This window comes from Amycolatopsis plumensis, from assembly GCF_042652605.1.
GTDB classification, from domain to species: domain Bacteria; phylum Actinomycetota; class Actinomycetes; order Mycobacteriales; family Pseudonocardiaceae; genus Amycolatopsis; species Amycolatopsis plumensis.
On record NZ_JBHSJY010000001.1, the window covers coordinates 4,838,201 to 4,864,618 of the forward strand.

The 26,418-nt window shown below is 70.6% G+C and carries 23 protein-coding genes; 11 read left to right on the top strand and 12 right to left on the bottom strand.

Features of this window, described 5'->3' with window-relative positions:
- Window positions 1-144 precede the first annotated feature (144 nt).
- Window positions 145-1,398, bottom strand: coding sequence for an exonuclease domain-containing protein (locus tag ACFPLC_RS23460; RefSeq protein WP_378201027.1), 1,254 nt, complete (start codon window positions 1,396-1,398; stop codon window positions 145-147).
- Window positions 1,395-2,099 carry a DUF6218 family protein gene (locus tag ACFPLC_RS23465; protein WP_378235920.1) on the bottom strand — a complete coding sequence of 235 codons (705 nt, stop codon included), beginning with the start codon at window positions 2,097-2,099 and terminating at the stop codon, window positions 1,395-1,397. The genes ACFPLC_RS23460 and ACFPLC_RS23465 overlap by 4 nt, the downstream gene beginning before the upstream one ends.
- 267 nt (window positions 2,100-2,366) lie before the next feature.
- On the opposite strand from ACFPLC_RS23465, the gene ACFPLC_RS23470 reads away from it, so the two are divergent.
- The gene (locus ACFPLC_RS23470; RefSeq protein ID WP_378201021.1) at window positions 2,367-2,858 is read left to right on the top strand and encodes a hypothetical protein; all 492 of its coding nucleotides are present in this window, start codon (window positions 2,367-2,369) and stop codon (window positions 2,856-2,858) included.
- A 98-nt stretch (window positions 2,859-2,956) separates the two neighbouring features.
- Entirely contained in the window at window positions 2,957-3,970 is a 1,014-nt protein-coding gene (locus ACFPLC_RS23475) for a M48 family metalloprotease (RefSeq protein WP_378235921.1), read from the top strand.
- Between the two features lie 176 nt (window positions 3,971-4,146).
- Here the strand turns inward: ACFPLC_RS23475 and ACFPLC_RS23480 are convergent, their stop codons facing one another.
- Both ACFPLC_RS23480 and ACFPLC_RS23485 read right to left on the bottom strand, forming a co-directional pair.
- Window positions 4,147-4,818, bottom strand: coding sequence for a hypothetical protein (locus ACFPLC_RS23480; protein ID WP_378201015.1), 672 nt, complete (start codon window positions 4,816-4,818; stop codon window positions 4,147-4,149).
- Window positions 4,819-5,031: 213 nt separating this feature from the next.
- Complete coding sequence (locus ACFPLC_RS23485; RefSeq protein ID WP_378201012.1) at window positions 5,032-5,790, bottom strand: DUF2637 domain-containing protein; 759 nt, start codon at window positions 5,788-5,790, stop codon at window positions 5,032-5,034.
- 791 nt (window positions 5,791-6,581) lie between these two features.
- Here ACFPLC_RS23485 and ACFPLC_RS23490 point away from each other — a divergent pair.
- The 4 genes from ACFPLC_RS23490 to ACFPLC_RS23505 all read left to right on the top strand — a co-directional run bounded on the left by ACFPLC_RS23490 (window position 6,582) and on the right by ACFPLC_RS23505 (window position 10,586).
- Window positions 6,582-7,253 carry an HU family DNA-binding protein gene (locus ACFPLC_RS23490; protein WP_378201009.1) on the top strand — a complete coding sequence of 224 codons (672 nt, stop codon included), beginning with the start codon at window positions 6,582-6,584 and terminating at the stop codon, window positions 7,251-7,253.
- 179 nt (window positions 7,254-7,432) lie between these two features.
- Window positions 7,433-8,890, top strand: a complete 1,458-nt coding sequence (locus ACFPLC_RS23495) for an NAD(P)/FAD-dependent oxidoreductase (RefSeq protein ID WP_378201006.1) — start codon at window positions 7,433-7,435, stop codon at window positions 8,888-8,890.
- Window positions 8,887-9,960 carry a hypothetical protein gene (locus ACFPLC_RS23500; RefSeq protein WP_378201004.1) on the top strand — a complete coding sequence of 358 codons (1,074 nt, stop codon included), beginning with the start codon at window positions 8,887-8,889 and terminating at the stop codon, window positions 9,958-9,960. Before ACFPLC_RS23495 ends, ACFPLC_RS23500 begins: the two co-directional genes overlap by 4 nt.
- A gap of 26 nt (window positions 9,961-9,986) precedes the next feature.
- Window positions 9,987-10,586: a TetR/AcrR family transcriptional regulator gene (locus tag ACFPLC_RS23505; RefSeq protein WP_378201001.1), complete on the top strand. Its 600-nt coding sequence runs from the start codon at window positions 9,987-9,989 to the stop codon at window positions 10,584-10,586.
- Window positions 10,587-10,754: 168 nt separating this feature from the next.
- Here the strand turns inward: ACFPLC_RS23505 and ACFPLC_RS23510 are convergent, their stop codons facing one another.
- From ACFPLC_RS23510 to ACFPLC_RS23520, 3 genes are all read right to left on the bottom strand, one after another.
- Window positions 10,755-11,168 (bottom strand): histone-like nucleoid-structuring protein Lsr2, encoded by a 414-nt coding sequence (locus ACFPLC_RS23510; protein WP_191313805.1) that lies wholly within the window; start codon window positions 11,166-11,168, stop codon window positions 10,755-10,757.
- 248 nt (window positions 11,169-11,416) lie between these two features.
- Complete coding sequence (locus tag ACFPLC_RS23515) at window positions 11,417-11,602, bottom strand: hypothetical protein (RefSeq protein ID WP_191313804.1); 186 nt, start codon at window positions 11,600-11,602, stop codon at window positions 11,417-11,419.
- A gap of 419 nt (window positions 11,603-12,021) precedes the next feature.
- A complete protein-coding gene (locus ACFPLC_RS23520; protein WP_378200996.1) occupies window positions 12,022-12,693 on the bottom strand; it encodes an HU family DNA-binding protein in 672 nt (223 codons plus the stop codon).
- 631 nt (window positions 12,694-13,324) lie between these two features.
- Between ACFPLC_RS23520 and ACFPLC_RS23525 the strand changes: the two genes are divergently transcribed.
- Genes ACFPLC_RS23525 through ACFPLC_RS23540 form a run of 4 tightly spaced genes read left to right on the top strand, consistent with a single transcriptional unit; the run spans window position 13,325 to window position 20,664 of the window.
- Window positions 13,325-15,073: an ATP-binding protein gene (locus ACFPLC_RS23525; RefSeq protein ID WP_378200994.1), complete on the top strand. Its 1,749-nt coding sequence runs from the start codon at window positions 13,325-13,327 to the stop codon at window positions 15,071-15,073.
- Between the two features lie 35 nt (window positions 15,074-15,108).
- Window positions 15,109-16,269 (top strand): exonuclease SbcCD subunit D, encoded by a 1,161-nt coding sequence (locus ACFPLC_RS23530; RefSeq protein ID WP_378200991.1) that lies wholly within the window; start codon window positions 15,109-15,111, stop codon window positions 16,267-16,269.
- Between the two features lies 1 nt (window position 16,270).
- Entirely contained in the window at window positions 16,271-19,672 is a 3,402-nt protein-coding gene (locus tag ACFPLC_RS23535; RefSeq protein WP_378235922.1) for an AAA family ATPase, read from the top strand.
- Window positions 19,669-20,664, top strand: a complete 996-nt coding sequence (locus ACFPLC_RS23540) for a hypothetical protein (protein ID WP_378200985.1) — start codon at window positions 19,669-19,671, stop codon at window positions 20,662-20,664. Before ACFPLC_RS23535 ends, ACFPLC_RS23540 begins: the two co-directional genes overlap by 4 nt.
- A gap of 92 nt (window positions 20,665-20,756) precedes the next feature.
- Here the strand turns inward: ACFPLC_RS23540 and ACFPLC_RS23545 are convergent, their stop codons facing one another.
- Window positions 20,757-21,248: a hypothetical protein gene (locus ACFPLC_RS23545; RefSeq protein ID WP_378200982.1), complete on the bottom strand. Its 492-nt coding sequence runs from the start codon at window positions 21,246-21,248 to the stop codon at window positions 20,757-20,759.
- Between the two features lie 130 nt (window positions 21,249-21,378).
- Between ACFPLC_RS23545 and ACFPLC_RS23550 the strand changes: the two genes are divergently transcribed.
- Window positions 21,379-23,433: a glycoside hydrolase family 3 C-terminal domain-containing protein gene (locus ACFPLC_RS23550; RefSeq protein WP_378200979.1), complete on the top strand. Its 2,055-nt coding sequence runs from the start codon at window positions 21,379-21,381 to the stop codon at window positions 23,431-23,433.
- A 4-nt stretch (window positions 23,434-23,437) separates the two neighbouring features.
- Here the strand turns inward: ACFPLC_RS23550 and ACFPLC_RS23555 are convergent, their stop codons facing one another.
- From ACFPLC_RS23555 to ACFPLC_RS23570, 4 genes are all read right to left on the bottom strand, one after another.
- Window positions 23,438-24,019, bottom strand: coding sequence for a hypothetical protein (locus ACFPLC_RS23555; RefSeq protein WP_378200976.1), 582 nt, complete (start codon window positions 24,017-24,019; stop codon window positions 23,438-23,440).
- Window positions 24,020-24,071: 52 nt separating this feature from the next.
- On the bottom strand, window positions 24,072-24,326 hold the full coding sequence (locus ACFPLC_RS23560) for a hypothetical protein (protein WP_191313796.1): 255 nt from the start codon (window positions 24,324-24,326) through the stop codon (window positions 24,072-24,074).
- Between the two features lie 91 nt (window positions 24,327-24,417).
- On the bottom strand, window positions 24,418-25,119 hold the full coding sequence (locus ACFPLC_RS23565; RefSeq protein WP_378200972.1) for an MBL fold metallo-hydrolase: 702 nt from the start codon (window positions 25,117-25,119) through the stop codon (window positions 24,418-24,420).
- 590 nt (window positions 25,120-25,709) lie between these two features.
- Window positions 25,710-26,411, bottom strand: coding sequence for an IclR family transcriptional regulator (locus ACFPLC_RS23570; RefSeq protein WP_378200969.1), 702 nt, complete (start codon window positions 26,409-26,411; stop codon window positions 25,710-25,712).
- Window positions 26,412-26,418: the final 7 nt, after the last annotated feature.

A 26,418-nucleotide genomic window follows, 5' to 3' on the forward strand; every position in this document is an offset into this window, starting at 1 on the left:
CCTGGTTCGTCGGTGGTCCCGAGTACGCCGTCGCATCCGCCTGCAAAGCGTCGAGGGCTCCTGGCAGCTCGGTGCTCGCCGTGACCAGCGCGGTCGATCTGCTCGCGTCGAGACGCCATCGGACACGCCGAGCCGGGTTGGCCGTCAGACGGCCTGGCCGGCGAGCTTCCCGAGCGCGCTCAGGAATGCGTCCTCGGAGACCACCGGGACACCGCATTCGCGGGCTCGCTTGGCCTTGCCCGACATGGAGTCCGGGTCGGCCGCGGCCACGACTCTCGTCTGCCTGCTGACTGATCCGATGACCCGGATGCCTGCTGCGGCGGCTTCAGCCACGATGTCGGCCCGCTCGCGTTTCATGTTGCCGGTGAGTACGACCTTGTCTCCCGGTCGCAGGACGAGTCCGCCGACCTTCCGCGCCTGCGCTGGTGCCGGCGCCTGCGCAGCGTCGCGTTCCTCGTCGAGGATCGTCTCGACGACCGTTGGGTCGAGCGCCAAGAGGGTGGCGACCGTGAGCAGGTCGTTACGTTCCTCGTCGGTGATCACCTGGTCGGCCCACGCTTCCCGCGCCAGGTCGCGCAGGTAGCTCAGGTGCAGGGCCACCACCTCGTTCTTGTGCAGTCCAAGGTCGTGCGCAACTTCGACGAGCGCGTCGCCTTCGGTAGCCGAGATCTGCCGGTCGAGCAGGGCGGCGTCGAGCATGGCGTAGTACGCGTCGACCGCCGGTTCGCCGTCGCGCGGCATCCGCTCGACGAGTCTTGCGAGGAAGTGCGGCTCGACGTGACCGACCGCAGCCCTGCGAACGGCGCGGACGCGACCTCGCTCGAGTCTCGGCCAGGCCCAGCTCGCGGCTCGCAGCTGGGTATCGGTGACACGCACGGAGTCGGGAGCGTGCCGCAGGAGGAAGCCGAGCAGTTCGCCAGCTCCTCGTGCGTCGTCCAGTGCGGTGTGCCAGGAACGTCCAGGCAGGCCCGCGGCCGCGCAGCAGTCGATGAGGGAGCGCCCCGAACTGAGCCTCGCTCGACCCGCGGCTCGCATGGTGCACAGGCCGGCGTCCGGTTCGAACGGCGTGTCGATGCCCAGACGGCCGAACTCCGCGCGGAGGTGCATCGCATCGAACGTCCAATTGTGGGCCACCACCACGCGCCCCCTGAGGCGCTCCACGAGCTCACCGGCGAGCCGCTCGAACCGGGGTGCCCGGCGTGCGTTCGCGGCGCGGATGCCGTGGATGGCCTGCGGGCCGAGATCGCGGTCGGGATTGACGAGCGTCACCCACTCGTCGGTGACCTGCCCGTCCGGGGCCACGTGGACGACCGCGATCTCCGCGATGCGGTGGTGCCAGCCGGTGAGGATCCCGGTGGTCTCGGTGTCGATGACGGCGTAGCCGTGCGTGCTCTTCACAGCGGCAGCCGGTTGGTGCTGGCGGCCTGGACCGCGGCCAGCCACTGGGGAGGCAGTGGATCGGGCTCTCCGTGCTCGTCCCGAACGTAGCGGCGCCGGTTCTTCACCTGCTCGGTTTCCGCCCAGACCGAGACCAGCCACCGCAGGGTGCGGGCGATCGAGAGGACCTCGGAGACCACCGGCGTTCCCGGCGCGTCCGAGATGCGCGCCGCCCGCTGTACCGAAGCGAACTCCTCGACATCGGTCTCGTCGGCCAAGTCGTGCGTCCACTCCAGCGGAGTGATCGATTTGGTGGTCTCGCGCGCGGCCTCGGCCGTCCGGACATACCGCTGCCGTCGCTCAGCCGTTTCGCGGTACGCGTCCACCGGCGAGAACAGCTGCCGTTTCCACCAGCCGTCTTCGACCTGTACCTCGGCTGCGATGGTCAAGCGCTCGAGCGATTTCTCCAGGCCTTGTGAGTGGATGGCCGCGATCGCGCGCCGTTCGACAAGCGTCAGGAGCCGTCGCGCGACCTCCCGGGAGCTGAAGGCCCCGTCGGCGGGAACGATCCAGGCGCCGGTCGCGGCGCCGGCAGGACTGACGTGCCAGACGGCCACCGACTCGAGATCGTCTTGACCTGAACCGACGCAGAGCACGGCGGTCCCCGGCGCCCGCAACGCCGCCAGCTCCTCGAGCGGTTCTACTGCAGTCAGGTCTGTCATCGACTGCCTCCTTCGTCGTCGACCAACATCAAGTCGTCGACATTCGGCAGCTGTTACACCGTCGCGGGCGAATTGCGCGGTGTCAGAGCGTGAAGTCTCAATATGCGGACGTTCTTCGCAGGACGTCTGGAAGGCGCGGGGTCCGGAACCCATCGGTGATGTCACGACGTGCACGCTGACACGGCGCGATTGAAGGGTAACGCTCGGCTCTTCCCTAGCGATTTGATGTAGGTGTGTCAGCAACGATCGACTACGTGGGGTGTGGACGTGACTTCGGAACAACACCAGGAAGTCTTGGAAGTCGAACCCGGAGAACTTACGGAGATCCGACGTCTCGCCGAGGAAAATGGCGTCGAGCTCCAGGACGTGGAGGTCGACGGTCTTGAGTTGGTCACGGCGGCCCTTGTGGTGCTGGTGGGAGTTCCCGCAGCAGTGCACAAGGTCCTTCGTGAGATTGACTACTGGCGAGGCGGGCAGGTAATCGACCGCCGGGAGGGTGCTGAGCGGGTCGTGTACCGTACGCGCTCCCTGCGACACGATCTCCTGGTGGTGCTCGCGAACGACGGCGACGTCAAGATTCAGTACCTGCGCAGTGATGGAACCCCAACGCGAACGATGGAATCTTTGACCAAGGTTATCTTGAGCCTGCGCTCGGCCGATTCGGAGACTATCGTCGGGGTTGCCGAGTCTGTGATGGGCTCGGCGGCTTCCGTTACTATGTCACCTGCGGGCGCAGAACTTCCGGCGGCCACTGAATGAATCACCCGTCATCTTTGGCTCGCGGCGTCATTAATCAGATTCAGCGCAGGCAGTACCGCAAACTCGGATGGCTGCCCCGACCTATCGGGGAAATCGACTTGGACTTGCGTGTGGTCCTGAGTCAGTACACTGGTGCCAGGGCTCAAAGAATGCGCGAATACGGGGATGAAATAAAGAAGATCTCGACTCTGATAACGGAGTATGAGCATCCTGCGTCCTACTGGTACCTCAGTTCCGTGATGCGGGACATCAACTCGGTTGCCCCTCGAGTCGACGTCGACCTTGGGGCTGGTGCGTTGCCGGCGACTCTTCCGCTGGGTGAAGTCAACGCAATGACGGTGAAGCTTCCAGTAACCGGCGAACGAATCATTTTTCTAGACAGCGGACTCGTCATGTTCGCACACATCATGGCCGAGGCTGTCGCCAGGGCGATGCCTGCAAAACGTAATGAGGTCGGTCAGCCATACCTTGACCTTGGCGCCGGGGGTGCGGACGAAATCGGTCAACGGCTCGCATCCGTAGATCAGGCACGTCAGGCGATCGCCCGAGCGGTGATCATTTACGCTACGGATCCGCAACCACGGCGACTCCTTGAACTTGCGGTTGCCGGCCTGCGCGAGACTGAGAATCGGCCAACTGTCAGCCTGCTATTCGAGGGCGCGATCGGATTCGTTGTGGGACACGAATATGGCCACATAGTTCAAGGGTATGCGTCCCATGATAATTGGGAAAATGAGGCTATGGCGGATGCTTATGGTGTTTTACTTTCCACTGCCGCGATGCACGAAACCGGTGGACATGACGTCAGAATAGCTTCGATCGGCGTCGATTTTTTCTTTGGGTGCCTTGATCTCGTGTACCGGGCGGTTTCCATTCTGCGTTATGGCGATGAGGATCACTTGTCAAGTCGGACTCACCCGGATCCGGCCACGAGGCTCGCTCATCATCGCGCTATGATGAGGAAGAATCCTGACAAGGAAGCAACTGCGGCGGTCACTACTGTCGGCCGGAGTATTGAACGCATGCTCTGGGTGGTTTGGGAGAACATGCGACTGGAGGTCATGGCTATGCGGGCCGCCGGAGTTCGGCCGAGCTCGATCTGGCATCTGTAGTCGGAATGTCTGGTGAAGTCCTTCCGCAGCGCAGTCTGCTCGCTGGCTTCGCCCGCGTTCCGATGAACTGAAGGTCTGAATATCTACGATTACGCTCAGTCCTGTGGATAACCGCGGATCAGGGTTGCGCCGACATTGGTGAGGAGCGTGTGGCCAAGAGCGCTGTGGCCAGAGCTTCATCCGATCCGACCGCGAACCACGACTGCTTGACCTGCGACTCTGTCTTCCGGTGTCAAGAGGTCGACCCACTCGTCTCGGCCAGGGCCGAATGAGGGGTGCAAGATCGTGGCGAAACGCCTCGTCAGGTTCCTGAGGTCGACGGATGTGCGGTCCGGCCCGAACCGTAGCCACTCAGTGGCATCCGCAAGCGGCTCGGTGATTTGCGGTCCGAGTGAGTTGTCCGACGAATCCACCGCGAAGAACCAGGCCAGCGGCGGGAACACCACGTCGGCGAACGAGAAATGTACGCAGCGCTCGGTCAGCACACGCATCGTCCACACACCGCTGGAAAGCAACGCCTGGTGCCGGGCCGCGGGGTGAGTCAGCCCCACGCGAAGCGTGGCTTTCGTGGGCAATTGGAGCGAAGCGCTGTCGGCGGCTAGATCGCGCGCAGTTTCCGGCAGGATCAAGCGGAGCCGCGGGTTGATGCCGAACATGCCGAACAGCACGCATTGGGCGACGAGCCTGGGGGCGAAGAACACGGGTGGCGGCTCATGAGGCATCACCTGAAGTGCGCGTGCGATCGGCGTCGAGGTGCGAGCGACCTGGCGGGCGAAGTCCGCATACGCTGCATCGAACTTGGAGCCCGACAGGTTGTTGCAGGTAGCGCACAGTCCGCGCACCCACATGCCCCCGCCTTGCCAGCGACCGGGCCGACGCACTCGGTGCGCATCGATAACCTCGGGCGCTCGACGCACCGCCGCGCCATTTCCCGCGGCCTGCGGCGGGACGTGAGTCCGAGAGAGGCTTTCAACTCTTCCGCACAGCCCGCAGGGGCGAGCGCCCTTCGCTGCCAGGGGACTCCCAATGGTGCTGAGCGTAGTCATCGAACTCCTACTGGATCATGGTAATTCCTGCCGCAGGTCCGACCGAGCCGGTGTCGAGCATAACGATCGTACATCGATCCGCTGTAGGCCTTGTGGTGCGGCGCCATCGTCACAGGAGGCGACCAGGGGGTTCACGTGGCTGGCTGGCCACCCCTCTGCGGTGACCCGTCCGCTCGCGCGCCACTTGCGCAGGATCCGGCGACCGTAGTTGTGCGTTCCTGCGAGTCTGTCCAGCTCGGCGCCTGAGGGAGTATGGCCACGGCGGCTCGCCGCGTCGTAGAACTCCCACATGCGCTGCTCAGCGGTTTGCTCCACAGGCTCGTCCGCACCTGTGGACAATTCACTCGGGTCCAGCATCTCGATGTTCGCTGTAGCCGGAATCGGCGTCGCCCGGTGGCGTTTCAACGCCCGGTTGAGTAACTCGACCGCCAGGAGCAGGGCCAGCGGTGGGCAGGCCGCGACCATGATGCCAAAGGCACTCAGCTCGGCCGCCGAGGCGATGTTGGCGCAGAGGGAGAGCGAGATCCCGAAGACGAAGGCGAGCCAGGCCTGCCACCGGCTGCCGCTGCCGGACTTCCACAGCTCGACCGTGGCGATCGTGAGCAGACCGTCGACGATGAGGGGCCAGATCCAGGCCGTCGTCTCGTCGGCGCCGAAGCGGAGGGCGAAACGGAGTCCGTGCCGGTAGGAGGCGAAGGCCGCGCCGAGCGCGACGAGCACGGTGAAGAAGCACTGGACGCTGAGGGCGACGCCGTCGCGGGATGGCTTCGTCACCGCCGCCTCCGGCCGTACTCGACGAGCGTTAGGGTGGCAGAAATCTGCAGTTCAGAGGCAGGTGAAGCCGGGTGGTTGCTGTCCGTACCCGGTCGGGGGTACCAGCAGTAGCACCGGAGCGGGACTGACCAGGTCAGTCCCGCTTTTTGCTGTCCGGATGCCCTGCGGCCGAGCCCGAGGAAGATCGCAGCGTTTCCGCCGCTCGAGGGGTGAGCATGACGACGGCGGCCTGCTGCGATGACCGTCGAGCCCAACACCGCCCCGACGGTGCGAGGCGGTCATCCCGGCAGGCCGCCGTCTCGTTCCCGAGACCCCGTCCCGAGTACTGGGGAACTACCCAGCCGGGCTGGGCGTCAATCGCTCCGGAGCGAATCGGCTGGAACCGGTCGACGCCGCTGCGGATCGCCTCGACGATCGACGAGTACCCGTTGCCAGCCGCCACTTTGTACACATTGGACGCTCACCGCAGCGGTTCTCGCGTGGCCTCGGGCCCTTCGGCGGCCAGGGGCGGCGACCTTCGCGGTCGGACAGAAAGCGCTTTCTGGCCCGCTGCGCGACGGCGCTCCGGCTCCGCAAAGTCGATCAATTGTTCGAATTCCCCGGCTGTCCTGTCTGGACGCCGGTGGCGTCGGGCGCACGGCTCGCGCGTTCGCCTTCGGTTCGGGCGGCAACCCGTGCGACACAACAGGGTTGAGGTCCTGCCCCTGTTTGGATTTGCGCGGTGCTGGTAATAGTCTATGGCGTGTCGGCCGTGATGGGCCTGACTGGTAGTTCCACTTTGGAGGACTGGAATGACGAACAAGGCCCAGCTGATCGAGGCGCTGTCGGAGCGCCTGGGCGATGACAAGAAGGTGGCTGCGCAGGCCGTGGACGGTCTGGTGGACATCATCATCCGGACGGTCAACAAGGGCGAGAAGGTCAACATCACCGGCTTCGGGGTGTTCGAGAAGCGCGCTCGCGCGGCTCGCACGGCGCGCAACCCGCGTACCGGTGAGGCCGTGAAGGTGAAGAAGACCAACGTGCCCGCCTTCCGTGCCGGCACCACCTTCAAGGACGTCATCTCCGGCACCAAGAAGCTCCCGAAGGCCACGCCGGTCAAGCGCGCCACCACCGCGACCCGGGCCACGGCCACGAAGACCGCGGCCGCCGCGGCTCCGGCCAAGGCGACCACGACCCGCACCACCCGCGCCGCCGCGGCGAAGCCGGCCGCGACGACCACGCGGACCCGCGCCACCGCCGCGAAGCCGGCCGCCAAGGCCGCCACCGCCACCAAGGCGGCCCCGAAGACCGCCGCGAAGACCACGGCGGCCAAGGCCACCACCGCCAAGGCCACCACCGCGAAGGCGGCCACGGCGAAGGCGACCACCACGCGTGCCAAGACCGCCGCCGCCAAGCCGGCCGCGACCAAGACCGCCGCGGCCAAGGCCCCGGCCAAGCGCACGTCGGCCGCCAAGAAGAAGTAACACCGCTTCACCACCGAAGGGCCCCGCACCGGATCCGGTGCGGGGCCCTTCGGCGTCTCGTCGCCTGGACGACGTCTGCGACGCCCGTCCACTGTGGACTCCCGAGAGAGGCTTGACAGCCGCCGGTCGTCATTCATACATTCGGTGTCTCTTTGTATGAATGACGGGAGTTGATCCGCATGCGGCTCGGCAAGACCGCCGTCGTCCTCGGGGGCAGTGCCGCCGGTCTTTGCGCGGCCGGCGCGCTCGCCCCGCACTTCGACCGCGTGCTGGTGCTGGAACGCGACGAACTGCCCGACGGCGCCGAACACCGGCGCGGCGTCCCGCAGAGCAAGCACCCGCACTTCCTGCTCAACTCGGGCCGGCGCGCGATCGGCGCGCTGTTCCCCGGCTTCGAGGACGACCTCATCGCGGCGGGCGGGCTGCTGCTGATGCCGTCCATGGACGCCGCCTACCTCGACGGGCCGGGCTGGTCGGCCCGCAAGCGCAGCGCCATGACGATGATCTACGGCTCGCGGATCCTCATCGAACGCGTCCTGCGGGACAAGGTCCGGGAGCTGGCGAACGTCGACGTCCGCGAAGGGATCTCCGTGCGCGGCCTGACCATCGCCGACGGGGAAATCACCGGCGTCGGCTTCAGCGCCGCCGACGGCGAAGAGCACGTCGACGCCGACTTCGTCGTGGACGCGATGGGCCGCGGGTCCCCGGTTTCCGGGTGGCTCGCGGCGGCCGGCTGGCCCGAATCGGAGGTGCAGACGCTCGACGCCAAGGTCACCTACACCTCGCGCTGGTACGACCTGCCTGCCGAACGTCCCGCGTCCTGGTGGTGGCGGCACCTGGTGATCATGCCGACGCCCGACAAGGGCGAGCACCCCGCCGAGCACGAGTTCCTGGTCAACTTCTTCCCGATCGAGGGCAACCGCGTCATCGCCTGCATGGGCTCGTGGGGACTGGAGATGCCCAGCACCACCGACGCGTTCCTCGAGACGGCGCGCCGGGTGCGGACGCCGTTGTTCGCCGAAGCCATGGACCGGTGCGCTCCCGCCTCGCCGGTCCACCTCACCCGCTCGACCGGCAACAAGTGGCGGCGCTACGACCGCCTGCGCACGCGGCCGCGGCGGCTGGTGTTCGTCGGCGACTCGATCTGCGCGTTCAACCCCTTCTACGCCCAGGGCATCAGCTCCGCGTCGGCCTCGGCGTTGCTGCTGCGCGAGCACCTGTCCCGCGCCGAGCGGCTCGACGCGAAGTTCTCCGCGCGCTTCTTCACCGCACAACGCGGATTGCTGCGCGTGCCGTGGCGCCTGGCGATGGCCCGCGACCAGGGCTACGCGTGCGCGGTGGGCACCGAACGGCTGCCGGAGTGGCGGCGGCGCCTCGTCGCGGCGATGTCGGCGCCGGCGTTCAGCCTCGTCGTCGGCGCGGCCCGCGAGGACGACGTGGTCGACGAGCACTTCGCGAAGGTGTTCAACCTGGACGAATCGCTGGGGCAGATGCTGCGCAACCCGCGGGTGCTCGCGGGCCTGGTGCGCTACCGCGTCCGCGCGGCGCTGGGACGGCACCGCGTGCCGTTCGGGTTCGACCCCCAGGCGGAACCGCCGGCCACGGACTACTCGCCGGCGACGGCGACCCCGCGATGAGCGCGGCGTGCGGGCCGGACGCCGAAGCCGTCACCCGCGGACTCGGCTTCGACTGCCACGACGTCGCGCCGGTGGTTTCGGTCCGGCCGCCGTGGGCGCTCGCCCACTGGACGATGCCGCTGCTGGAGGTGCTGATCGTCGGCGGCGCGGTGTTCGCTCTGGTGCACGCGCTGCGCCGTCGCCGCGAGGGCGATCCGGTGAACCTGGCGCTGTGGTGGGCTTCGCTGGTCTACCTCTTCGTCACCGAGCCGCCGCTGTACTTCCCGGAGTGGTTCGGGCTCGACCGGCTCTACGGCTTCATCTTCGCCCACAACCTCTTCACCGTGCAGTTCATGGGGGACCGGCTGCCGCTCTACATCGTGGCGTTCTACCCGGTGATCAGCCAGCTCGCCTACGAGCTCGTGCGCTCGCTCGGGCTCTTCCGGCGCGGTGCGCTGCGGGGTGCGGTGGCCGTCGCCTTCGTCTGCCAGGTGTTCTACGAGGTCTTCGACCACCTCGGCCCGCAGCTGAAGTGGTGGGCGTGGAACCCGGCCAACGCGATCGTCAACCACCCGGCGCTGGCGTCGGTGCCGCTGAACAGCATGCTGCTGTTCGCTTCCGTCTCGATGGCCGCCATGACCTACCTCGTCGTGCGGCTGACCGGTGGGCCGCCGCGGCGCCGGCTGACCCCGCGGATCCTGCTGGCCGGCGTGCTCACGCCGCCGACCATGGCGATCGCCGGAATCCCGTCGAGCCTCGCCGGTGACGACACCACCGCGCGGGCGTGGATCCTCGGCGTCGAACTCGGCCTGCTGTGGCTGGCCGGTGCCTGGATCGTCGTCGCGCACCTGCGTGCCGGGGAGCCGCGCGAGCCGCTGTCGGCGTTCACGCGGGTCTATCCCGCTGTTTACCTCGGCGGGATGGCGGTGTTCTGGCTCGGCGCGCTTCCGGGCCACCTGGCCGCGAAGGACGGTGTCACCGCGGACGGCACCCCGGTCGGCAGCGGGCTGTACGCGCTCGCCTGCTTCGCCGGAGCCGGCCTGCTGGTGCTCGCGCTGTACCGGCGTGAGCGCGCCCCTGTCCCCGGCTGAGCGCGCCGCTCGGGGAAGATGGCGGGATGGGGCACCACGGCTGGCAGGGCAACCCGCCCGAAACCGAAGACGAGGCACGCCGCCGGATCGTCGAGGCGGCGACGGCGTGCCTCGACCGGGCGGGCCTGGCCAAGACGAGCCTTTCCGACGTCGCCGCCGAGGCGGGCGTCACCCGGCAGACCGTCTACCGCTACTTCCCGGGCCTGAAGGACATCCTGCGCGCGGTCGCGCTGGCCGGCGTCGAGGAGTTCGCCGGGCGGATGGAGCGGCACCTGGCCGCGTTCGGCACGGCGGCGGAAGCGGCGGTGGAGTCGGTGGTGTTCGCCGTCCGGACGCTGCCCGGCGAGCCGCACATGGGCCTGCTGCTGCAGGCGGGCGAAGCGGACTTCTTCACCGACGGCGTCATTTCGCCGCTGGCGTTTTCGTACGGCGCGCGGATCCTCCGCAACCTGCCGGTCGACTGGGCGGCCGCCGGGATCGCGACCGACGAAGAGCTGCGTGGCCTCGCCGAGGTCCTGATGCGGCTGTTCCTGTCGTTCCTGCAGTACCCCTCGACCCCGCCGCTCACCGACGACGAGCTGCGCGCCCTGGTCCGCCGCTGGATCGGCCCGGCGCTGCGCGGGTGAGTTTCCGGAAAACGCCTGCCCGGAATGCGCTGACAATTCCTGACAACGCGGGCGTGTGATGCCTCCCACGTCCGGCCCGCAAAAAGCCGACGGCGGTGGCGGGGGACGTTCCGCCCCCGCCACCGCCGCTGCGGTGATCTCTCCCCAGTGATCTCCCGGCCACCGGGGTTACTTCTTGGCGGCGGCGACCTTCTTGCGGGGGGCACGCTTGCGCGGCGGCGCGGCGGGCGTCTCGGCCTCTTCGACCTGGGCCTGCTCGTAGGCGGCGATCACCTCGGAGGACAGGCGTCCCCGCTCGGAGACCTCGTAGCCGTTCGCGTTGGCCCAGGCACGAATCTGCTGGTTGCGCTCGCGGTCGGTCGTGCTGGTCGTGGTCGACTGCCCGGTGGCGACGCGGACCTTGCGGCCGCCGATGCGCCGTCCGGCCGCGATGTAGCGGGCCAGTTCGTCGCGCAGGGCGGTGGCGTTCTCGTCCGAAAGGTCGATTTCGTAGGTGACGCCGTCGAGGCCGAACTGAACGGTCTGGGCGGCGGTGCTGCCGTCGATGTCGTCCAGGATCTCGACGAGGACTTTCTGGGCCACGGGAATGCTCCTCAGCTGGATGTGCGTCCGGGGGAACGCGACGTGTGACAAGTTGCACAATGGTCGGCGTTCTTCGGTGGAGTGTATCCACCCGAGGAGAGGTACGGCAATTTCCTGCCGGACGCGCGGAACGGCGGCGGCCCGGGGTGGTCCTGATAGGACCGGCTGCCGCCGTTCCGGCGGGGTCGTGGCATTCGCCCGGCACCGGCCGCGGCGACGGCAATACCGGCGTAAATGCGGCCCGGAATCTACGTTCCGGACGGCGTGGAGCCCTGCTCGCCGTGGTGGTAGGGCGGATCCGTGACGAGCGCCTCGTCGGCGGCCCCCTCCGCGGGGTCGGCCAAGTGGGCCTCCGCGGCGGCTTCTTTCGCCTCTTTGATGAGCTGCCGGCTGTGGTCGAGGTCCGCTTCGGGCCGGTTTTCGTTCTCCGTCATCGCGACTCCTTGCGGTCGGATTGCGTTCCGTGCCGGAGGGCTACCCGCGAAGGCTCGAAGGCAACCGTCGGCGTTCACCCCAAGGAGTGGCCGCGGTGCATTGTTCGGCCGTCGGCGGGGGACCGGGTGCGGGATTACCGGGACCGGTTCCGCGGGTGGGGAATCCGCGGTGGAATCGGTGGCGGGCGGGTTCAAGCCGACGGAGAGCGGTTCGGGCCGATCGGTGGCCCCGAGACGGCTCAGGCCGCCCGGGAAGCCGTGAGCGGCGATTTGAGGCTGGTTTGCGCGCACTCGGGTCTGCCGCGGTCCCGAGTGGTCGCCGGGCTCGGCCGCGCGGCGATCCGCCCGCGGGGACCCGGAACGCCGGAAGGGCCCCGCACCAGGCAGGTGCGGGGCCCTTCCGAGTCGCCAGAGGGGTGTTACTTCTTCTTGGCGGCCGACGTGCGCTTGGCCGGGGCCTTGGCCGCGGTGGTCTTCTTCGCCGCGGCGGTCTTGGTCGCGGCCGGCTTGGCGGCGGCGGTCTTGGCCCGCGTGGTGGTCGCCTTCGCCGTGGTGGCCTTGGCCGCCGTGGTCTTGGCGGCGGTCTTCGGGGCCGCCTTGGTGGCGGTGGTGGCCTTGGCGGCCGGCTTCGCCGCGGTGGCGCGGGTCCGCGTGGTCGTCGAGCGCGTGGTGGCCGGCTTGGCCGCCGCCGCGCGGGTGGTGCGGGTCGTCGTCGCCTTGGCCGGCGCGGCGGTGGCGGCGGTCTTGGTGGCCGTCGCCCGCGTGCTGGTGGCGGCGGTGGCGCGCTTGACCGGGGTCGCCTTCGGGAGCTTCTTGGTGCCGGAGATGACGTCCTTGAAGGTGGTGCCGGCGCGGAAGGCGGGCACGTTGGTCTTCTTCACCTTCACGGCCTCACCGGTGCGCGGGTTGCGGGCGGTGCGAGCGGCGCGGGCGCGCTTCTCGAACACCCCGAAGCCGGTGATGTTGACCTTTTCGCCCTTGTTGACCGTCCGGATGATGATGTCCACCAGACCGTCGACGGCCTGCGAAGCCACCTTCTTGTCGCCCAGACGCTCCGACAGCGCCTCGATCAGCTGGGCCTTGTTCGTCATTCCAGTCCTCCATAGTGGAACTACTAGTCACGGCCCATCTCGGCCGACACTGCACACGGTATTACCAATACCGCACAAAATCCAACCGGGGGTCGAAATATTTCCTTGTACGAGGGCGGGTTCCGCCGCCTTCGCGGGGGCCGCCGGAAGTCGGCCGGAACGCGGGCCGGACCCTCGCCATGCCTCTGAGCAGGCAAAATACCGGGTGAGGGCCGTCCACAGTGGTCGTCCATAAAGGACCCGAGGCCCTTCCGGAGAACTTTTTGCGCGACACGCCGGGTTGGGGGTGTCGCGGCGTGTGGGGGAGGCCACCCGGCCCCGATCCTGCGCCACGGCGGGGGATCACGGGCCCCTCCCGGCGCGCTTCGCCGTGGGAGCCAGCGGAAGCGGCGCCCGTGACGCCGCGGCCGTCCGGCCCGCCCCCGCGGCACGGCGTTGCGGCGCAACCGGTCCGCCCCCGGCGAAGGCCCGCGCCGGGGGCGCAAGAGCCTCCCCGACGGGTGAGCTCACTCGTTCGGCGCAGTCCCGGCCTGCGGTGACGCCGGTGGCGCACCGTCGTGTTGGACGCGGGACTGTCGTACCGGCGGGCTAGTCTGCCGCGGGAGGAAGCGCCGGGCGAACAGGGAGAACCGTGGACCAGGAGACGCTCACCACCGTGGTCGGACGGGTGGCAGGCACCGAGGATTCGACGCCGCTGCAGTTCTGCGTGGCCATCGATCCGGAGGCCTACCTGCAGCTCGACGACGTCGTCGTGACCCGGCGGGAACTGCCCGGGCTGGGCCAAGTCACCTCCTACGGCGTCGTCACGCAGGTGACCGCGCGGCACGAAGGCGCCAGCTTCGGCAGCGACGTCTTCCTGATCTCCGACGGGGTCCTGCCCGCCCAGGTGCAGGAGATCGCCGAGATCGCCACCACCCGCGTCGAGCCCGAGTGCTACGTGCCGCCGAAGCCGGGCAGCCGGGTCGAGCGGGCCGTGGGAGAGGATCGCGCACAGGCGCTGTACTTCGACAACATGACCCGCCGGGTGGCGGTCGGCCTCGGCCGCGACGGCGAACCCGTCTACCTCAACATGGACTTCCTCGACGGCACCCGCGGCGCGCACGTCAGCATCAGCGGCGTCTCCGGCGTGGCCACGAAGACGTCGTTCGCGTTGTTCCTGCTGCACTCGATCTTCCGCGGCGGTGCCCTGCCCAACGCCCACAACGCCAAGGCCCTCGTCTTCTCGGTCAAGGGCGAGGACCTGCTGTTCCTCGACACGCCCAACCGCGCTCTCGACGAAAACCTCAAGGCCGAGTACGCCAAGCTCGGCCTGCCCGCGGAGCCCTTCGCGTCCGTCGGCTTCTACGCCCCGCCGACGCCGTCGGACACCACGGGGAAGCCTTACGTGACCGGGCGGACCTCGGGCGTGGGCGCGTTCTGGTGGACCATCGCGGAGTTCTGCGCCAAGGACCTGCTGCCCTACGTCTTCGCCGACGCCGAGGACGAGCGCAACCAGTACACGATGGTCATCCACCAGGTCGCGAACCGCCTGCGCCTCGACAGCACCCCGGCGGGCAAGGACGGCGCGGCGAACGTCGACGGCGTCCTGTGCCGTACCTACGCCGAGCTCGTCGACGTCATCTGCGAGCGCGTCACCGACGAGGAAACCCGCGCGAGCTGGGCGGGTGCGGTCACCGGCGCGGGCACGGTCAACGCCTTCATCCGCCGCCTGCGCTCGAGCCAGCGCGCCCTCTCCGGCCTCATCCGCGGCGACCTCGCCGACCACCCCGCACGCCAGTTGTCCACGGAGAACCAGCAGGTGACCGTGGTGGACATCCACAACCTCGTCGAGCGCGCGCAGCGGTTCGTCGTCGGCGTGACGCTCGCCGCGGAGACCGCGCGCAAGGAGGCAGCCGGCCCGGGCGGGCTGCTGTTCACCATGCTGGACGAGCTCAACAAGTACGCGCCGCGCGAAGGGAGCAGCCCGATCAAGGAGGTGCTGCTGGACATCGCCGAGCGCGGCCGTTCCCTGGGCGTCATCCTGATCGGCGCGCAGCAGACCGCCAGCGAGGTCGAGCGCCGGATCGTCAGCAACAGCTCGGTGCGCATCGTCGGCCGGCTCGACGCCGCCGAGGCGTCGCGGCCGGAGTACGGCTTCCTCCCGGCCAGCCAGCGGGTCCGCGCGACCCTCGCCACGCCGGGCACGATGTTCGTGAGCCAGCCGGAGATCCCGGTGCCGATCGCCGTCGGGTTCCCGTTCCCGGCCTGGGCCACGCGGCTTTCCGAGGCCGGGCAGGTCCCGGCCACCGCAGGGCCGTCCACGTCGAAGAAGAGCGATCCCTTCGCCGGCCTCCCGTCCCGCGGCAGCGACCCGTTCGGCGACGACCCGCCGCCGTTCTGAGCCCACCGCCCACCACCCGAACGGAAGGACGAAGGGTGAAGTTCCTGCACACCTCCGACTGGCACATCGGCAAGACGCTCAAGGGGCGCAACCGCCTCGACGAGCAGCGGGCCGTGCTCGGCGAGATCGTCCGGATCGCGCGGGACGGGCAGTTCGACGCGATCCTCGTCGCGGGTGACCTCTACGAGACGTCGGCGCCGTCGGCGGCCGCGCAGGAACTCGTGGTTCGGGCGCTGATGGCGCTGCGTGAAACCGGTGCCGAGGTGCTCGCCATCGCCGGGAACCACGACCACGCCGCGACGTTCGAGGCGTACCGGCCGTTGCTCAAGGCCGCGGGCATCCAGCTCACCGGCGACCCGCGCCCGGTCCACGACGGCGGTGTCGTCTCGTTCGACGCGCGTTCGACGGGCGAGCGCGTCAACGTCGCGGTGCTGCCCTTCCTTTCCCAGCGCTACGCGGTCCGCGCCGCGGAGCTGCTCGCCGGGACCCCGGCCGACAACGTCGGCCAGTACGACCAGCGCGTGCGCGACATCCTGGAGCACCTCAAGTCCGGGTTCACCCCGGGCGCGGTGAACCTCGTCATGGCGCACCTGACGGTGACCGGCGGGACGATGGGCGGCGGCGAACGCGCGGCGCAGTCCATCTTCGAGTACCACGTGCCAGCCACGGCGTTCGGCGCCGATCCGCACTACGTGGCGCTGGGCCACCTGCACCGGCGCCAGTCGCTGCCCGCCCCGTGCCCGGTGCACTACAGCGGTTCGCCGTTCGCCGTCGACTTCGGCGAGCAGGACAACACCAGCGTCGTGCTGTCGGTGGAGGTGAGTCCCACCACGCCCGCGAAGATCACCGACATTCCGCTGACCGCGGGCCGGAAACTGCGGACCGTCCACGGCACGGTGGCGGAACTGACCGGCCGCGCCGCGGAGTTCGGTGAGGACTACCTCCGGGTGTACATCCGCGAAGCGACCAGGGCGGGGCTGCGCGAGGAGATCCAGGAAGCCCTGCCGAACGCCCTGGAGATCCGCATCGACCCGGAGTTCGCCGCGCCGGTGACGACCTCGGGCGGCGACCGCGCGGTCGCGGACCGTTCGCCGGGGGAGCTGTTCGCGAGCTACTGCGCGGAACGCACGATCGAGGACAAGCGCGTGCAGGCGCTCTTCGCGCGGCTGCACGACGAAGAGACGAGCGGGGTGTGACATGCGGCCAGTGCTGCTGGAGATGACCGGCTTCGCGTCCTTCCGCGAGAAGACCGAGATCAGCTTCGAAGACACCGATTACTTCGCGCTCGTCGGGCCGACCGGTGCGGGCAAGAGCACGGTCATCGACGCGCTCACCTTCGCGTTGTACGGGTCCGTCGCCCGGTGGGACCACGAAGGCCTGGTCGCCCCCGCGCTCGCGCCGACGGTGAACCGCGCGACCGTGCGGCTGGTCTTCGACGCCGGCGGCGCGCGCTACCACGTCGTGCGGGAAGTCCGGCGCAGCGGCGGCAAGAAACCCACGGTCAGCGTCAAGAACGTCCGCCTGGAACGGCTGATCGACCCCGCCGCGCTCGGCGGCCCCGAAGACGACGCCGACGCCGTCGCCGCGGACTCCGAGGTCACCCCGGCGGTCGAGCGCCTGCTCGGGTTGACGTTCAAGCACTTCTGCACCTGCGTGGCGCTGCCGCAGGGCGACTTCGCCGAGTTCCTGCACGCGAAGGCCGCCGACCGGCAGAAGATCCTCATCAAGCTGCTGGGCCTGGAGGTCTACGAGCGGATCGGCCGCCGGGCCGGGGTGACGGCGGAGCAGCAGAAGCAGCGTGCCGCCGTCCTCACCGAACAGCTCGGCAGCTACGCCGACGCCACCGAGGAAGCCGTCGCGGAGCTGGCCACCCGGGTGACGGCCCTGGAGGAGCTGGACGCGCGGGTGAACGCGGCCCTGCCGGCGTTGAACGACGCCACCCGCGCACACGACGAAGCCCGCCAACGCGTCGCCACCCTCACCGCGGAGCTGAGAGTCCTCGACGCCGTCGAACGCCCGGACGGCGTCGAAGACCTCGAAACCCGGCGCCGCGACGCAGTGGACGCGGCCACCGCCGCCCGGCGCGCGCTGGAGACGGCGGAAACGGCGGACGAAGCAGCTCGCGCCGCCCTCGCCGCGGCGCCCGAGCGCGGTGGACTGGAACGGATCCGCGCCGACCGCACCGAACTCGAGGCCACCGAGAAGGCCCTCCCGCGGCTCGAAGAAGCGGCGAAAGCGGCGAAGGAGGCGAAGGAAACTGCCGCCACGGCAGCGCGCGAAGCGGTGTCCGTGCTCGACGCGGCCCGCGAGAACCGCGACAAGCTGGCCCGGGCAGCGGAGGACACGGCCGCCGAAGCCGCCCGCGCCCGGCAGGACCGGGATCGCCTCGCCGGCCTGCGGCCACCGGCGGAGCTCGAGGACCTGTCGGCGGAATCGGCGCGGGTGGCGAAGCGCACGGCGGCCGCCGACACGCGCCTGCGGGCCGCCGAGGCTGCCGACGCCGAAGCACGCCAGGCCCTGGAAGCGCAGCCCGACGTGGCTCCGCTCGCGGCCGCCCGGTCCGACGCCCGCACGCTGTACACGATCTGCGACGCGCAGCGCAAAGCCGCGCCGGAGCAGACCGCCCGCCGGGCCGAGCTCGCGGCGGCGCGCACGGCCCTCGCCGCGGCCGACGCCGAACTCGCCGCGGCGAAGGCCGCGCTGGCGGAAGCCGAGCAGACCGGGCAGGCGCTGGTGCTGCGGGCCGGGCTCGCCGTCGGGCACCCGTGCCCGGTGTGCGAGCAGGAGGTCGCCACGCTGCCGGACGCCGGTGGGCACGCGCACCTGGCCGAGGCGCGCGAACGCGTCGACCACGCCGAACGCGATCGCGCGGCGGCCGAAGCGGGCGTGCGCAAGCTGGAGCGGGCCGTGGACCGCGACGCCGACTCGGCCGCGTCGGCGGCCGCCCAGGCGGAAGAACTGCGCGTGGTGCTGGCGGAAGTGGCCGGTCCGCCCGAGTCCGCGGTGCTGCGGCGGCCGGTCGAGGCGGCTTTCTCCGAGCAGGACTACGCCGAACTCGTCGCCGCCGTCCGCGAACGCGGCGAATGGCTTTCCGCGACGATCGACCGCCGCGCCCGCGTCGCCGAGGCCGCCCGCGCCGCCGACGCGGAACTGGCCGCGGCCCGGGCCGAACGCGCGGCGGCACAGCAAGACGCCGATGTCGTGGCGAAGTCGTTCACGGCGGCGCGCGAGGCCCTGCGGGCGGCGCGCGATCCCCTGGTGGAACTGGGGGCGCCCGCTCTCGACGGCGACGACGTCCCGGCGGGGTGGCAGCGCCTCACCACCTGGGCGGCCGCCGCACTGGAGGAACGGCGCACCGTGCTGGCCGCGCTCGAAGCGGCCGCCGAAGCCGCGGGCAAGGAAGCCGTCGTCGCGGCGGAGGAGTTCCGGACCGCCGAGCGGGACGCCGAGCAGCGGCGCACCCGCGCGGTGGACACGGGGCTGGCCGAGCAGTCGGCGAGCACCGAACTGGCGACCGCCCGGCGACGGCAGGCGGAACTGACCGCGGCCCTCGACGGCGCACCGTCCGCCGAGGTGGTCGCCGAGCAACTGGCGAAGGTCGCTTCCCTCGAAGAAACCGCGAAGCAGGCGGACGCGGCCTTGCGGGCCGCCCGCGCGGCCGCGAAGCAAGCCCTCGACAACCAAGCGGGCATCGCGAAGGAGGTCGACGCCGAACGCCAGAGGCTGTCCCGAGCCCGCGATCCACTCGTTGGCCTTGGCGCTCCGCCGATCGACGGCGAAGGCCTCCTCGTTGCCTGGACCGCGCTCACGGATTGGGCCGCCGGCCAGGCGAAGTCCCACCGCGAGCAGTTGGCCGTCGCGAAGACCGCCGAAGGCGAAGCCGCCGAAGCGTTGCAGGCGGCCGAACGCGCGGTCGCCGTCGACGTCACCGCGCTCGGGGTCGTCCTGCCGGAGGGGCCGGTGCGCGACCGCGTCCCGGTCGCCGTCGCGGCCGCCCGGGCCCGCGCCGAAGCCGACCGCACCGACATGGAACGGCGGGTGGCCCGGGTGGCCGGGCTGCACGCCGACATCGCGGCCGCGGAGTCCGACGCCCAGGTCGCGCGGCTGCTCGCGGATCAGCTGCGGTCGGACAAGTTCCCGCGCTGGCTGATCGCCGGCGCGCTCGACACGCTGGTCGCGGAGGCGTCGGCGTCGCTGCTGGAACTGTCGGGCGGCCAGTTCGAGCTGACCCACGACAAGGGCGACTTCCTGGTGGTGGACCACAACGAGGCCGACGCCCGGCGCCCGGTCAAGACACTGTCCGGCGGCGAGACGTTCCAGGCGTCGCTCGCCCTGGCCCTGGCGCTGTCTTCGCAGCTGGGGGCCCTCGCGGCGGAAGGCGCGACCCGGCTGGAGTCGATCTTCCTCGACGAGGGTTTCGGGACGCTGGACGAGGCCACCCTCGACGTCGTGGCGTCCACTTTGGAAAACCTCGCCGCGTCCGGCTCCCGGATGGTCGGGGTGATCACGCACGTGCCGGCGCTCGCCGAGCGCGTCCCGGTGCGGTTCCTGGTCACCCGGGACGGCACCGGCTCGCACATCGCCAGGGAGGGCGCATGACCGTTCCCCCGTTCGACACGGTGGCCGGGATGAACTTCAGCATCGACGCCTGGGACCCGGGCTACGGCAGCTCGATGGAGGCCGAGGAGCTCGGCCGCTCCCAGGCCGAGGTCGAACTCGACGTCGAGGTCCCCGAGGCGGAGTGGGCGCCGATCGACCCGTCGCCGGTGTCGCCGCCGGAAGCCGTGCTGTTCGTCGACGGCGTCCGCCGGATCGACGCGCGCGTCTGGATCGACGACCCGGCCGGGACGAACTCGGCGTCCATCGGGATCTGCGCGTCCTACGCGGCGGGCGTCGTGTGCTGCTGCGAGGGGCAGGCGCACGTCGTCGGCACCGACGTCCGGCGGGGGCTGTTCACCGTCGCTCCGCAGGCGGACGACATCGTCACCCCGGCCGGGATCTACACCGCGCACCGGGCGGCGGCCAAGGAGGACAAGCCGCTGCCGGTGGTGCTGTCGTCGGCGCTGCAGGAGCAGCTGGCCGAAACCGAGCTGGACACCGCGATCCGAGCGCGCACGGCGATCGCCGGTCACGTGGGCGACGACCTGCTCGTCGTGGACGGCCCGCTGCGCGGCCGCGCGCACCTCGACCGGGCCGTCGGGTTCATCAAGAGCCACCAGACGACGTACCTGCCCGGCGAGCTCAACGCCATGGTCGGCCGGCTCGGCCCGCACCAGCGCACGCCGGTGTTCCTGATGGGCACGACGTGGGTGCGGCACTCGTGGTACCTGCGGCTGCCGTCGGTGGGCGGGCCGCCGTGGTCGGGCGTCGTGCGGGTGGAGGCGGCCCCGCACCTCGGGCGCGACCAGGTCGCCGAGCTGGCGAACGTCACCCAGTCGGTGCTGGGCCGGTTCGCGTCGGTCGCCTACAAGGACTCGCGGGCGCCGCAGAACCTCTACCCGATCGCGGGGCTGGAGCGCGACCTGCGCCACCGGCTCGGCGACCAGCAGTTCGTCTACCGGGCACTGCGCCTGGCCGCGACCCGCGGCTAAGACCCCTGCCGCGGCCGGTCGTGAGTGGTAAGGAGGGTTCTAACCCTCCTTACCACTCACGACGGTGGGCCTGCGGTGTCCTTTGTGGAGGATCAACTCCGGGAGCCGTCCCCGGTCTGCGGCGCTCCCGCCGGCTTGGCCGCGACCTGCGGTTTCGCCGGTTTCGCGGGCTTCGACGGCTTCGGCTTCGGCTGGGTGGCCGGCGGCTTGGGCTTCGTCGTCGGGTCCGGCGGCGGCGTGCCCAGGATCGTGAAGGTGAGGGTCGGCGACCGGCCGTCCGAGCACGGGTAGGAAGCGGTGTACTTGCCGGGGCGCTTGATCGCCGTCGTGCTGCCGCCCATGTGCCCCCAGTTGCCCATGCCGACCATCTTGATCGGAGCGGTGAAGCCCGCCGACGTGACCGGCCCGGTCGGCGTGCACGCCGAGTGGCCCAGCCCGGTGTACACGTCGGCGTCGATCCGGCCGCCCGGCTCGACCTTCGAGGTGAGGCTCCACCCGCCTTCGTCGGCCGCACTCGCCGGGGCCCACAGCGCGAGCGTCGCCGCGCTCGCCGCCGTTAGGCCGATCAGGGTTTTCTTGACCATGACCCGTCCCCTCTCGTTGGTGCCCCTCCCACGCTTGAGCCGGGGAAATGGTTGAGTCCAATTCCTGTTCAAGTACGTGAACGTAAATCGAGTCTATGTTTTGTTGTCACGTATGGATTAGCTTGGCCGGATGCGCAGAAGCCCGCTCGTTCTCGTGGTGGTCCTGGGGTTGTCGCTGGCCGCACCGGCGGCCGCGCAGGCGCAACCCTGGCGCGACGCCCGGCAGTCACCCGATCGCCGGGCCGCCGCCCTCGTCGCGGCGATGACGCTCGACGAGAAGATCTCCCAGCTGCACCTGCAGCCCGACGCCGAGCACCAGCGGTTCGTGCCGCCGATCCCGCGGCTGGGCGTGCCGGGGTTCCGCATCGCCAACGGCCCGGCGGGCATGGGCCCGGCCGACGACAAACCGCAGAAACCGGCGACCGCGCTGCCGGCCACCATGGCGCTGGCGTCGACGTTCGACACCGGTCTCGCCCGCCGGTACGGCCGGCTGATCGGCAGCGAAACCCGCGCGCTCGCCCACCACGTCTCCGAGGCGCCGGACATCAACATCGCCCGCGTCCCGCGCAACGGCCGGACGTTCGAAGGCATGGGCGAGGACCCCTTCCTCGTCGGCGCGCTGGCCGCCGCCGACATCCGCGGGATCCAGGAGAACGGCACGATCGCCGAGGTCAAGCACTACGCGGCCAACAATCAGGAGACCCAGCGCTTCACCATCGACGAGCACATCGACGAGCGCACCCTCAACGAGATCTACCTGCCGCACTTCGAGCAGGCCGTCACCGAGGGCCGCGCGGGCTCGGTGATGTGCGCCTTCCCCAAGATCAACGGCGTGTTCATGTGCGAGAACCCGGCGCTGCTGCAGGGCAAGTTGCGCGACGACTGGGGCTTCAGGGGGTTCGTCCAGTCGGACTGGGGGGCCGCGCACAGCACGCTCGGGTCGGTGAACGCGGGCATGAACCTGGAAATGATCGACGGCACCTGGTACGGCGACAAGCTGAAGCAGGCCGTGCTGGCCGGGCAGGTGACCGAACAGCGCGTCGACGAGCTGCTGCTGCCGCGGTTCCGCACGATGTTCGCCTTCGGGCAGTTCGACCACCCGCCGGTGCTTTCGCCGTTGCCCACCGCGCAGCACGACGCCGCCGCGAAGGAGTTCGCCGAACGCGGCATGGTGCTGCTGCGCAACGAGCACGCGCAGCTCCCGCTCGACGCGGGCGTGCGGTCGATCGCCCTCATCGGGCCGTTCGCGACCATGGCCAAGACCGGCGGTGGCGGCAGTTCGGCCGTCATCCCGACGTCCACAGTGGACCCGCTGCCGGGCCTGCGGCAGCGCGTGCCCGGTGCGCTGGTGACCCTCGACGACGGCAGCGACGTGGCGCGCGCGGCCGCGCTGGCCCGGACCGCCGAGGTCAGCGTGGTGATGGTCGGGGACAACGAGACCGAGGGCAAGGACCGGCCGAGCCTGGCGCTGGACGGCGACCAGGACGCCCTGGTGACCGCCGTCGCCGAGGCCAATCCGCACACGGTCGTCGTCGTGAAGAGCGGCGGCCCGGTGCTCATGCCGTGGGTCTCGCGCGTGCCGGCGATCCTGCAGGCGTGGTACCCCGGCCAGCAGGACGGCGCGGCGGTGGCGGGCGTGCTCTTCGGCGACGTCAACCCGTCGGCGAAGCTGCCCATCACGTTCCCCGCCGCGGACGCCGACACGCCGGCGAACACGCCCCAGCAGTTCCCCGGTGTCGACGGCGTGGCGACGTACTCCGAGGGCCTGCAGGTCGGTTACCGGTGGTTCGACGCGCAGGGGCGTGCGCCGCTGTTCCCGTTCGGCCACGGCCTGTCGTACACGACGTTCGCCTACTCGGGTCTGTCGGTGCGCAACACCGGCGACGGCGCCACGGCGACGTTCACGGTCCGGAACACCGGGCCGCGGGCGGGCGCCGAGGTCGCCCAGCTGTACCTGGGCTTCCCGGCGGCCGCGGGCGAGCCGCCACGGCAGCTCAAGGGCTTCGAGCGGGTCGCGCTGGCACCCGGGCAGGCCCGGCGGGTGACGATCCGGCTGGACGCGCGCGCATTCTCCGTCGGGGACACGGCGGCCCACGCGTGGCAGCCCACGCGCGGGACGTTCACCGTGTCCGTCGGCGGCTCGTCGCGGTCCCTGCCGGTGCAGGCCCCGCTGGTGCGGCGCTGAGGTTTCAGGCCTTACAGCCGGGCGCCGTGGCGGCGGCGCGCATCAGCTCCGGGGACGCCGTGATGGCCCCGACCGGGTCGTAGGTGCCGTCGATGTCCCGCTGCGCCTGTTCGATGGCCTGGGCGGCGGGGCCCTGGGAAGCCTGGTTGCCCGGCTTCGCGCGGTCGAGCTCGGCCTTCGCACCGGCCGCGCGGTCCCGGGCCTTGGTGAACTTCGCGACGAACCCCTGGCGCACGGTGTCGCCGAGCGGAACCGGCGCGGGCGGCAGCGCGGCGAGCTTGCCGGCCGCCTCGCCGGTGCGGGCCGCGATGCCGCCGAGTTCCGCGCTGAGCGCCTTCTGCGCTTCGGCGACGGTGCCGGGCGTCGGCGGCGTGAGCTCGGCTTCCCGGTTGGTGCGTTCCCGGTAGTCGTGGATGGCGGTGCAGAAGCCGTCCACCCAGCGCACGGCGGCCGGATCGGCGGACGGCGAGGACGTGACGGTTTCGACCGGGCTCAGGCTCCGGGACGGCGGTGCCTGGGCCGGCGTCGTGCCCCCGCACGCGGTCAGCAACAGGCAGGTGCCGAGCAAAGCAGCGGCAATCTTCATGGCTCCCCCTCGCGTTTGCCGGGTACACGCGTGAGCGGGCCCGCGGGTTGCGTCACGCGGCGGCGAGGGTGCCGCCCAGCACCCGCAGGCCCTCGGTGGTGAGCTCGGCCCGCGTCCACTGGCCGACGGCGACGGCCCGCACGGGCCGGATCAGGCCGGCCCGGGCCAGCTGGTGCGCGGTCGCCTGGTCGCAGCAGGGCAGGCCGTCGACCCGCAGGTCGGGTTCGCAGCTGCAGGTGAGTTCGGCCCGCCCGGCCCCGACGGCCCGCAGCATCGCCATCGCCCGGCGGTTCAGTTCGGTGTGCATGGTGGTCATCCCCCTCTGGTGGTGCTGACTAAGAGGAGACGTGGCCGCCGTCACCGAATACGCGAGTTCGCCGACGGTCACCCGAACGGCGCTACTTCCCCCACCGCTGGTCGTCCGGCTCCTCGCCCCGCGCGACGGCTTCCAGGTAGGCCCGGTCGACGGCGAGCCGGGCGGCGATCTCCGGTTTCCCGGCGACGGCGCCGTGGCCGGGAATGAGGACGTCGACGTGCCGGGCGGCCTCCTCCAGCCGGTCGAGCGAGGCCAGGTAGGAGGCGGGCGGCTCGCCACGGCGGCGGTCGAGGAGCGGGATCAGGACATCGGAGAGCATGTCCCCGGCGATGAGCACACCCCGATCGGCGAGGAGCAGGGCGGCGTGGCCCACGGCGTGCGCGTCGTGCTCGATGACCTCACCGGGGATGGGCCCGTGGTCTTCGGGCAGCGGGGTGAGGAGCGCGATCGGTTCAAGAGGGATGTCGGGCGCGGTTTCCTTCGCCATGGCCTGGGCTCGTTCGCGGGCTTCCCCGGCGATGCGGGCGTTCGCGGCGGTGGCGTACCGGGGGACGTCGCCGAAGCGGGGGTGCCAGAGCAGGTGGTCGAAGTGCGGATGGGTGGAGAACCCGGCGACGACGGGGATCCCGAGCCGGTCGAGGTCGTCGGCGAGCTGCTCGAGTTCGGAGCCGCGGATCCCGGGATCGACGAGAACGAGACCGGCGTCCGTTTCGACGACGGTGGTGTTGCTCCAGACCCACTCGCTCTGCCGCACCCAGACACCGTCGGCCACTTGATTCAGCATCGGGCCACGGTGCCAGGTGGACCTGCCGGGCGCAATCGGTTGCGGGTTTGCCGCCGCCGCCCCGGGGGCGCCCCCCGGGTCCAGCGTATCGGCCGCGCCGACAAGATTGCCGGGAAAGCCGCTGTCCGGGGTTGTTTGTCCACATCCGGACCGGGCTGGGGAAAGCCGGGCGAAACCTCAGATGCGCTCCTGCGGATCGTCCACATCCGGACCAGCCTGAGGGACCGGACCCGGCGAACTTCAGAGCCGCTCCTGCAGAGCGTCCACATCTGGACCAGCTGGGAAACCAGGCTCGGCCAACACCGGAGGCGGTCTTGCAGAGCGTCCACATCCGGACCAGCCCAAGGGAACCGGACCCGGCAAATTTCAGAGCCGCTCCTGCAGAGCGTCCGTCGCGGCGAGAAGGTCCGCTGCCCATCGGGCTTTCGGCCGATCCGCTCGATCAGCCCCCGCACTCAAATCGCCGCCGCCGCCCCGGGGGCGCCCCCCGGGTCCAGCGTATCGGCCGCGGCCGACAACATTGCCGGAAATCCCGCCGCCCAGGCCCGTTTGTCCACATCAGGACCGGCCTGGGGACAACCGGGCAAACCTCAGAGGCGCTCCTGCAGAGCGTCCGCCGCGGCAAGAAGGTCCGCCGCCCACCGGGCTCCCGGCTTCCGGCCGATCCGCTCGATCGGCCCCGACACCGAAACCGCCGCCACGACCGTGCCCGCGGAATCCCGCACCGGCGCCGAGATGCTCGCCACACCCGGCTCGCGCTCCGCCACGCTCTGCGCCCAGCCCCGCCGCCGGACTTCGAGGAGCGTCCGCTCGCCGAAGACCGCGTCCGCCAGGATCGTGCGCTGCGTGTGCGGGTCCGCCCAGGCCGCGAGCACCTTCGCGCCCGATCCGGCCGTCATCGGCAGGCGCGAACCCACCGGCACCGTGTCGCGCAGGCCACTCGGCGGCTCCGCCGTCGCGACGCATACGCGCTGCACGCCGTCGCGCCGGTATACCTGGACACTCTCGCCCGTGACGTCGCGCAGCTTCGGCAGCACCACGCCCGCGGCGTCGAGCAGCGGGTCCGTCGAACCGCCCGCGAGCTCGGCCAGCGCCGTACCGGGGCGCCAGCGCCCGTCCGGACCGCGGCGCAGCAGCCGGTGCACCTCCAGGCCGACCGCGAGCCGGTGTGCGGTGGCCCGGGGGAGGCCGGTCCGCGTGCACAGTTCCGCGAGGCCGCAGGGGTCGTCCGCGACCGCCTGCAGGACGGCCACTGCTTTGTCCAGTACTCCGATACCGCTATGCTGTCCCACGAACCGA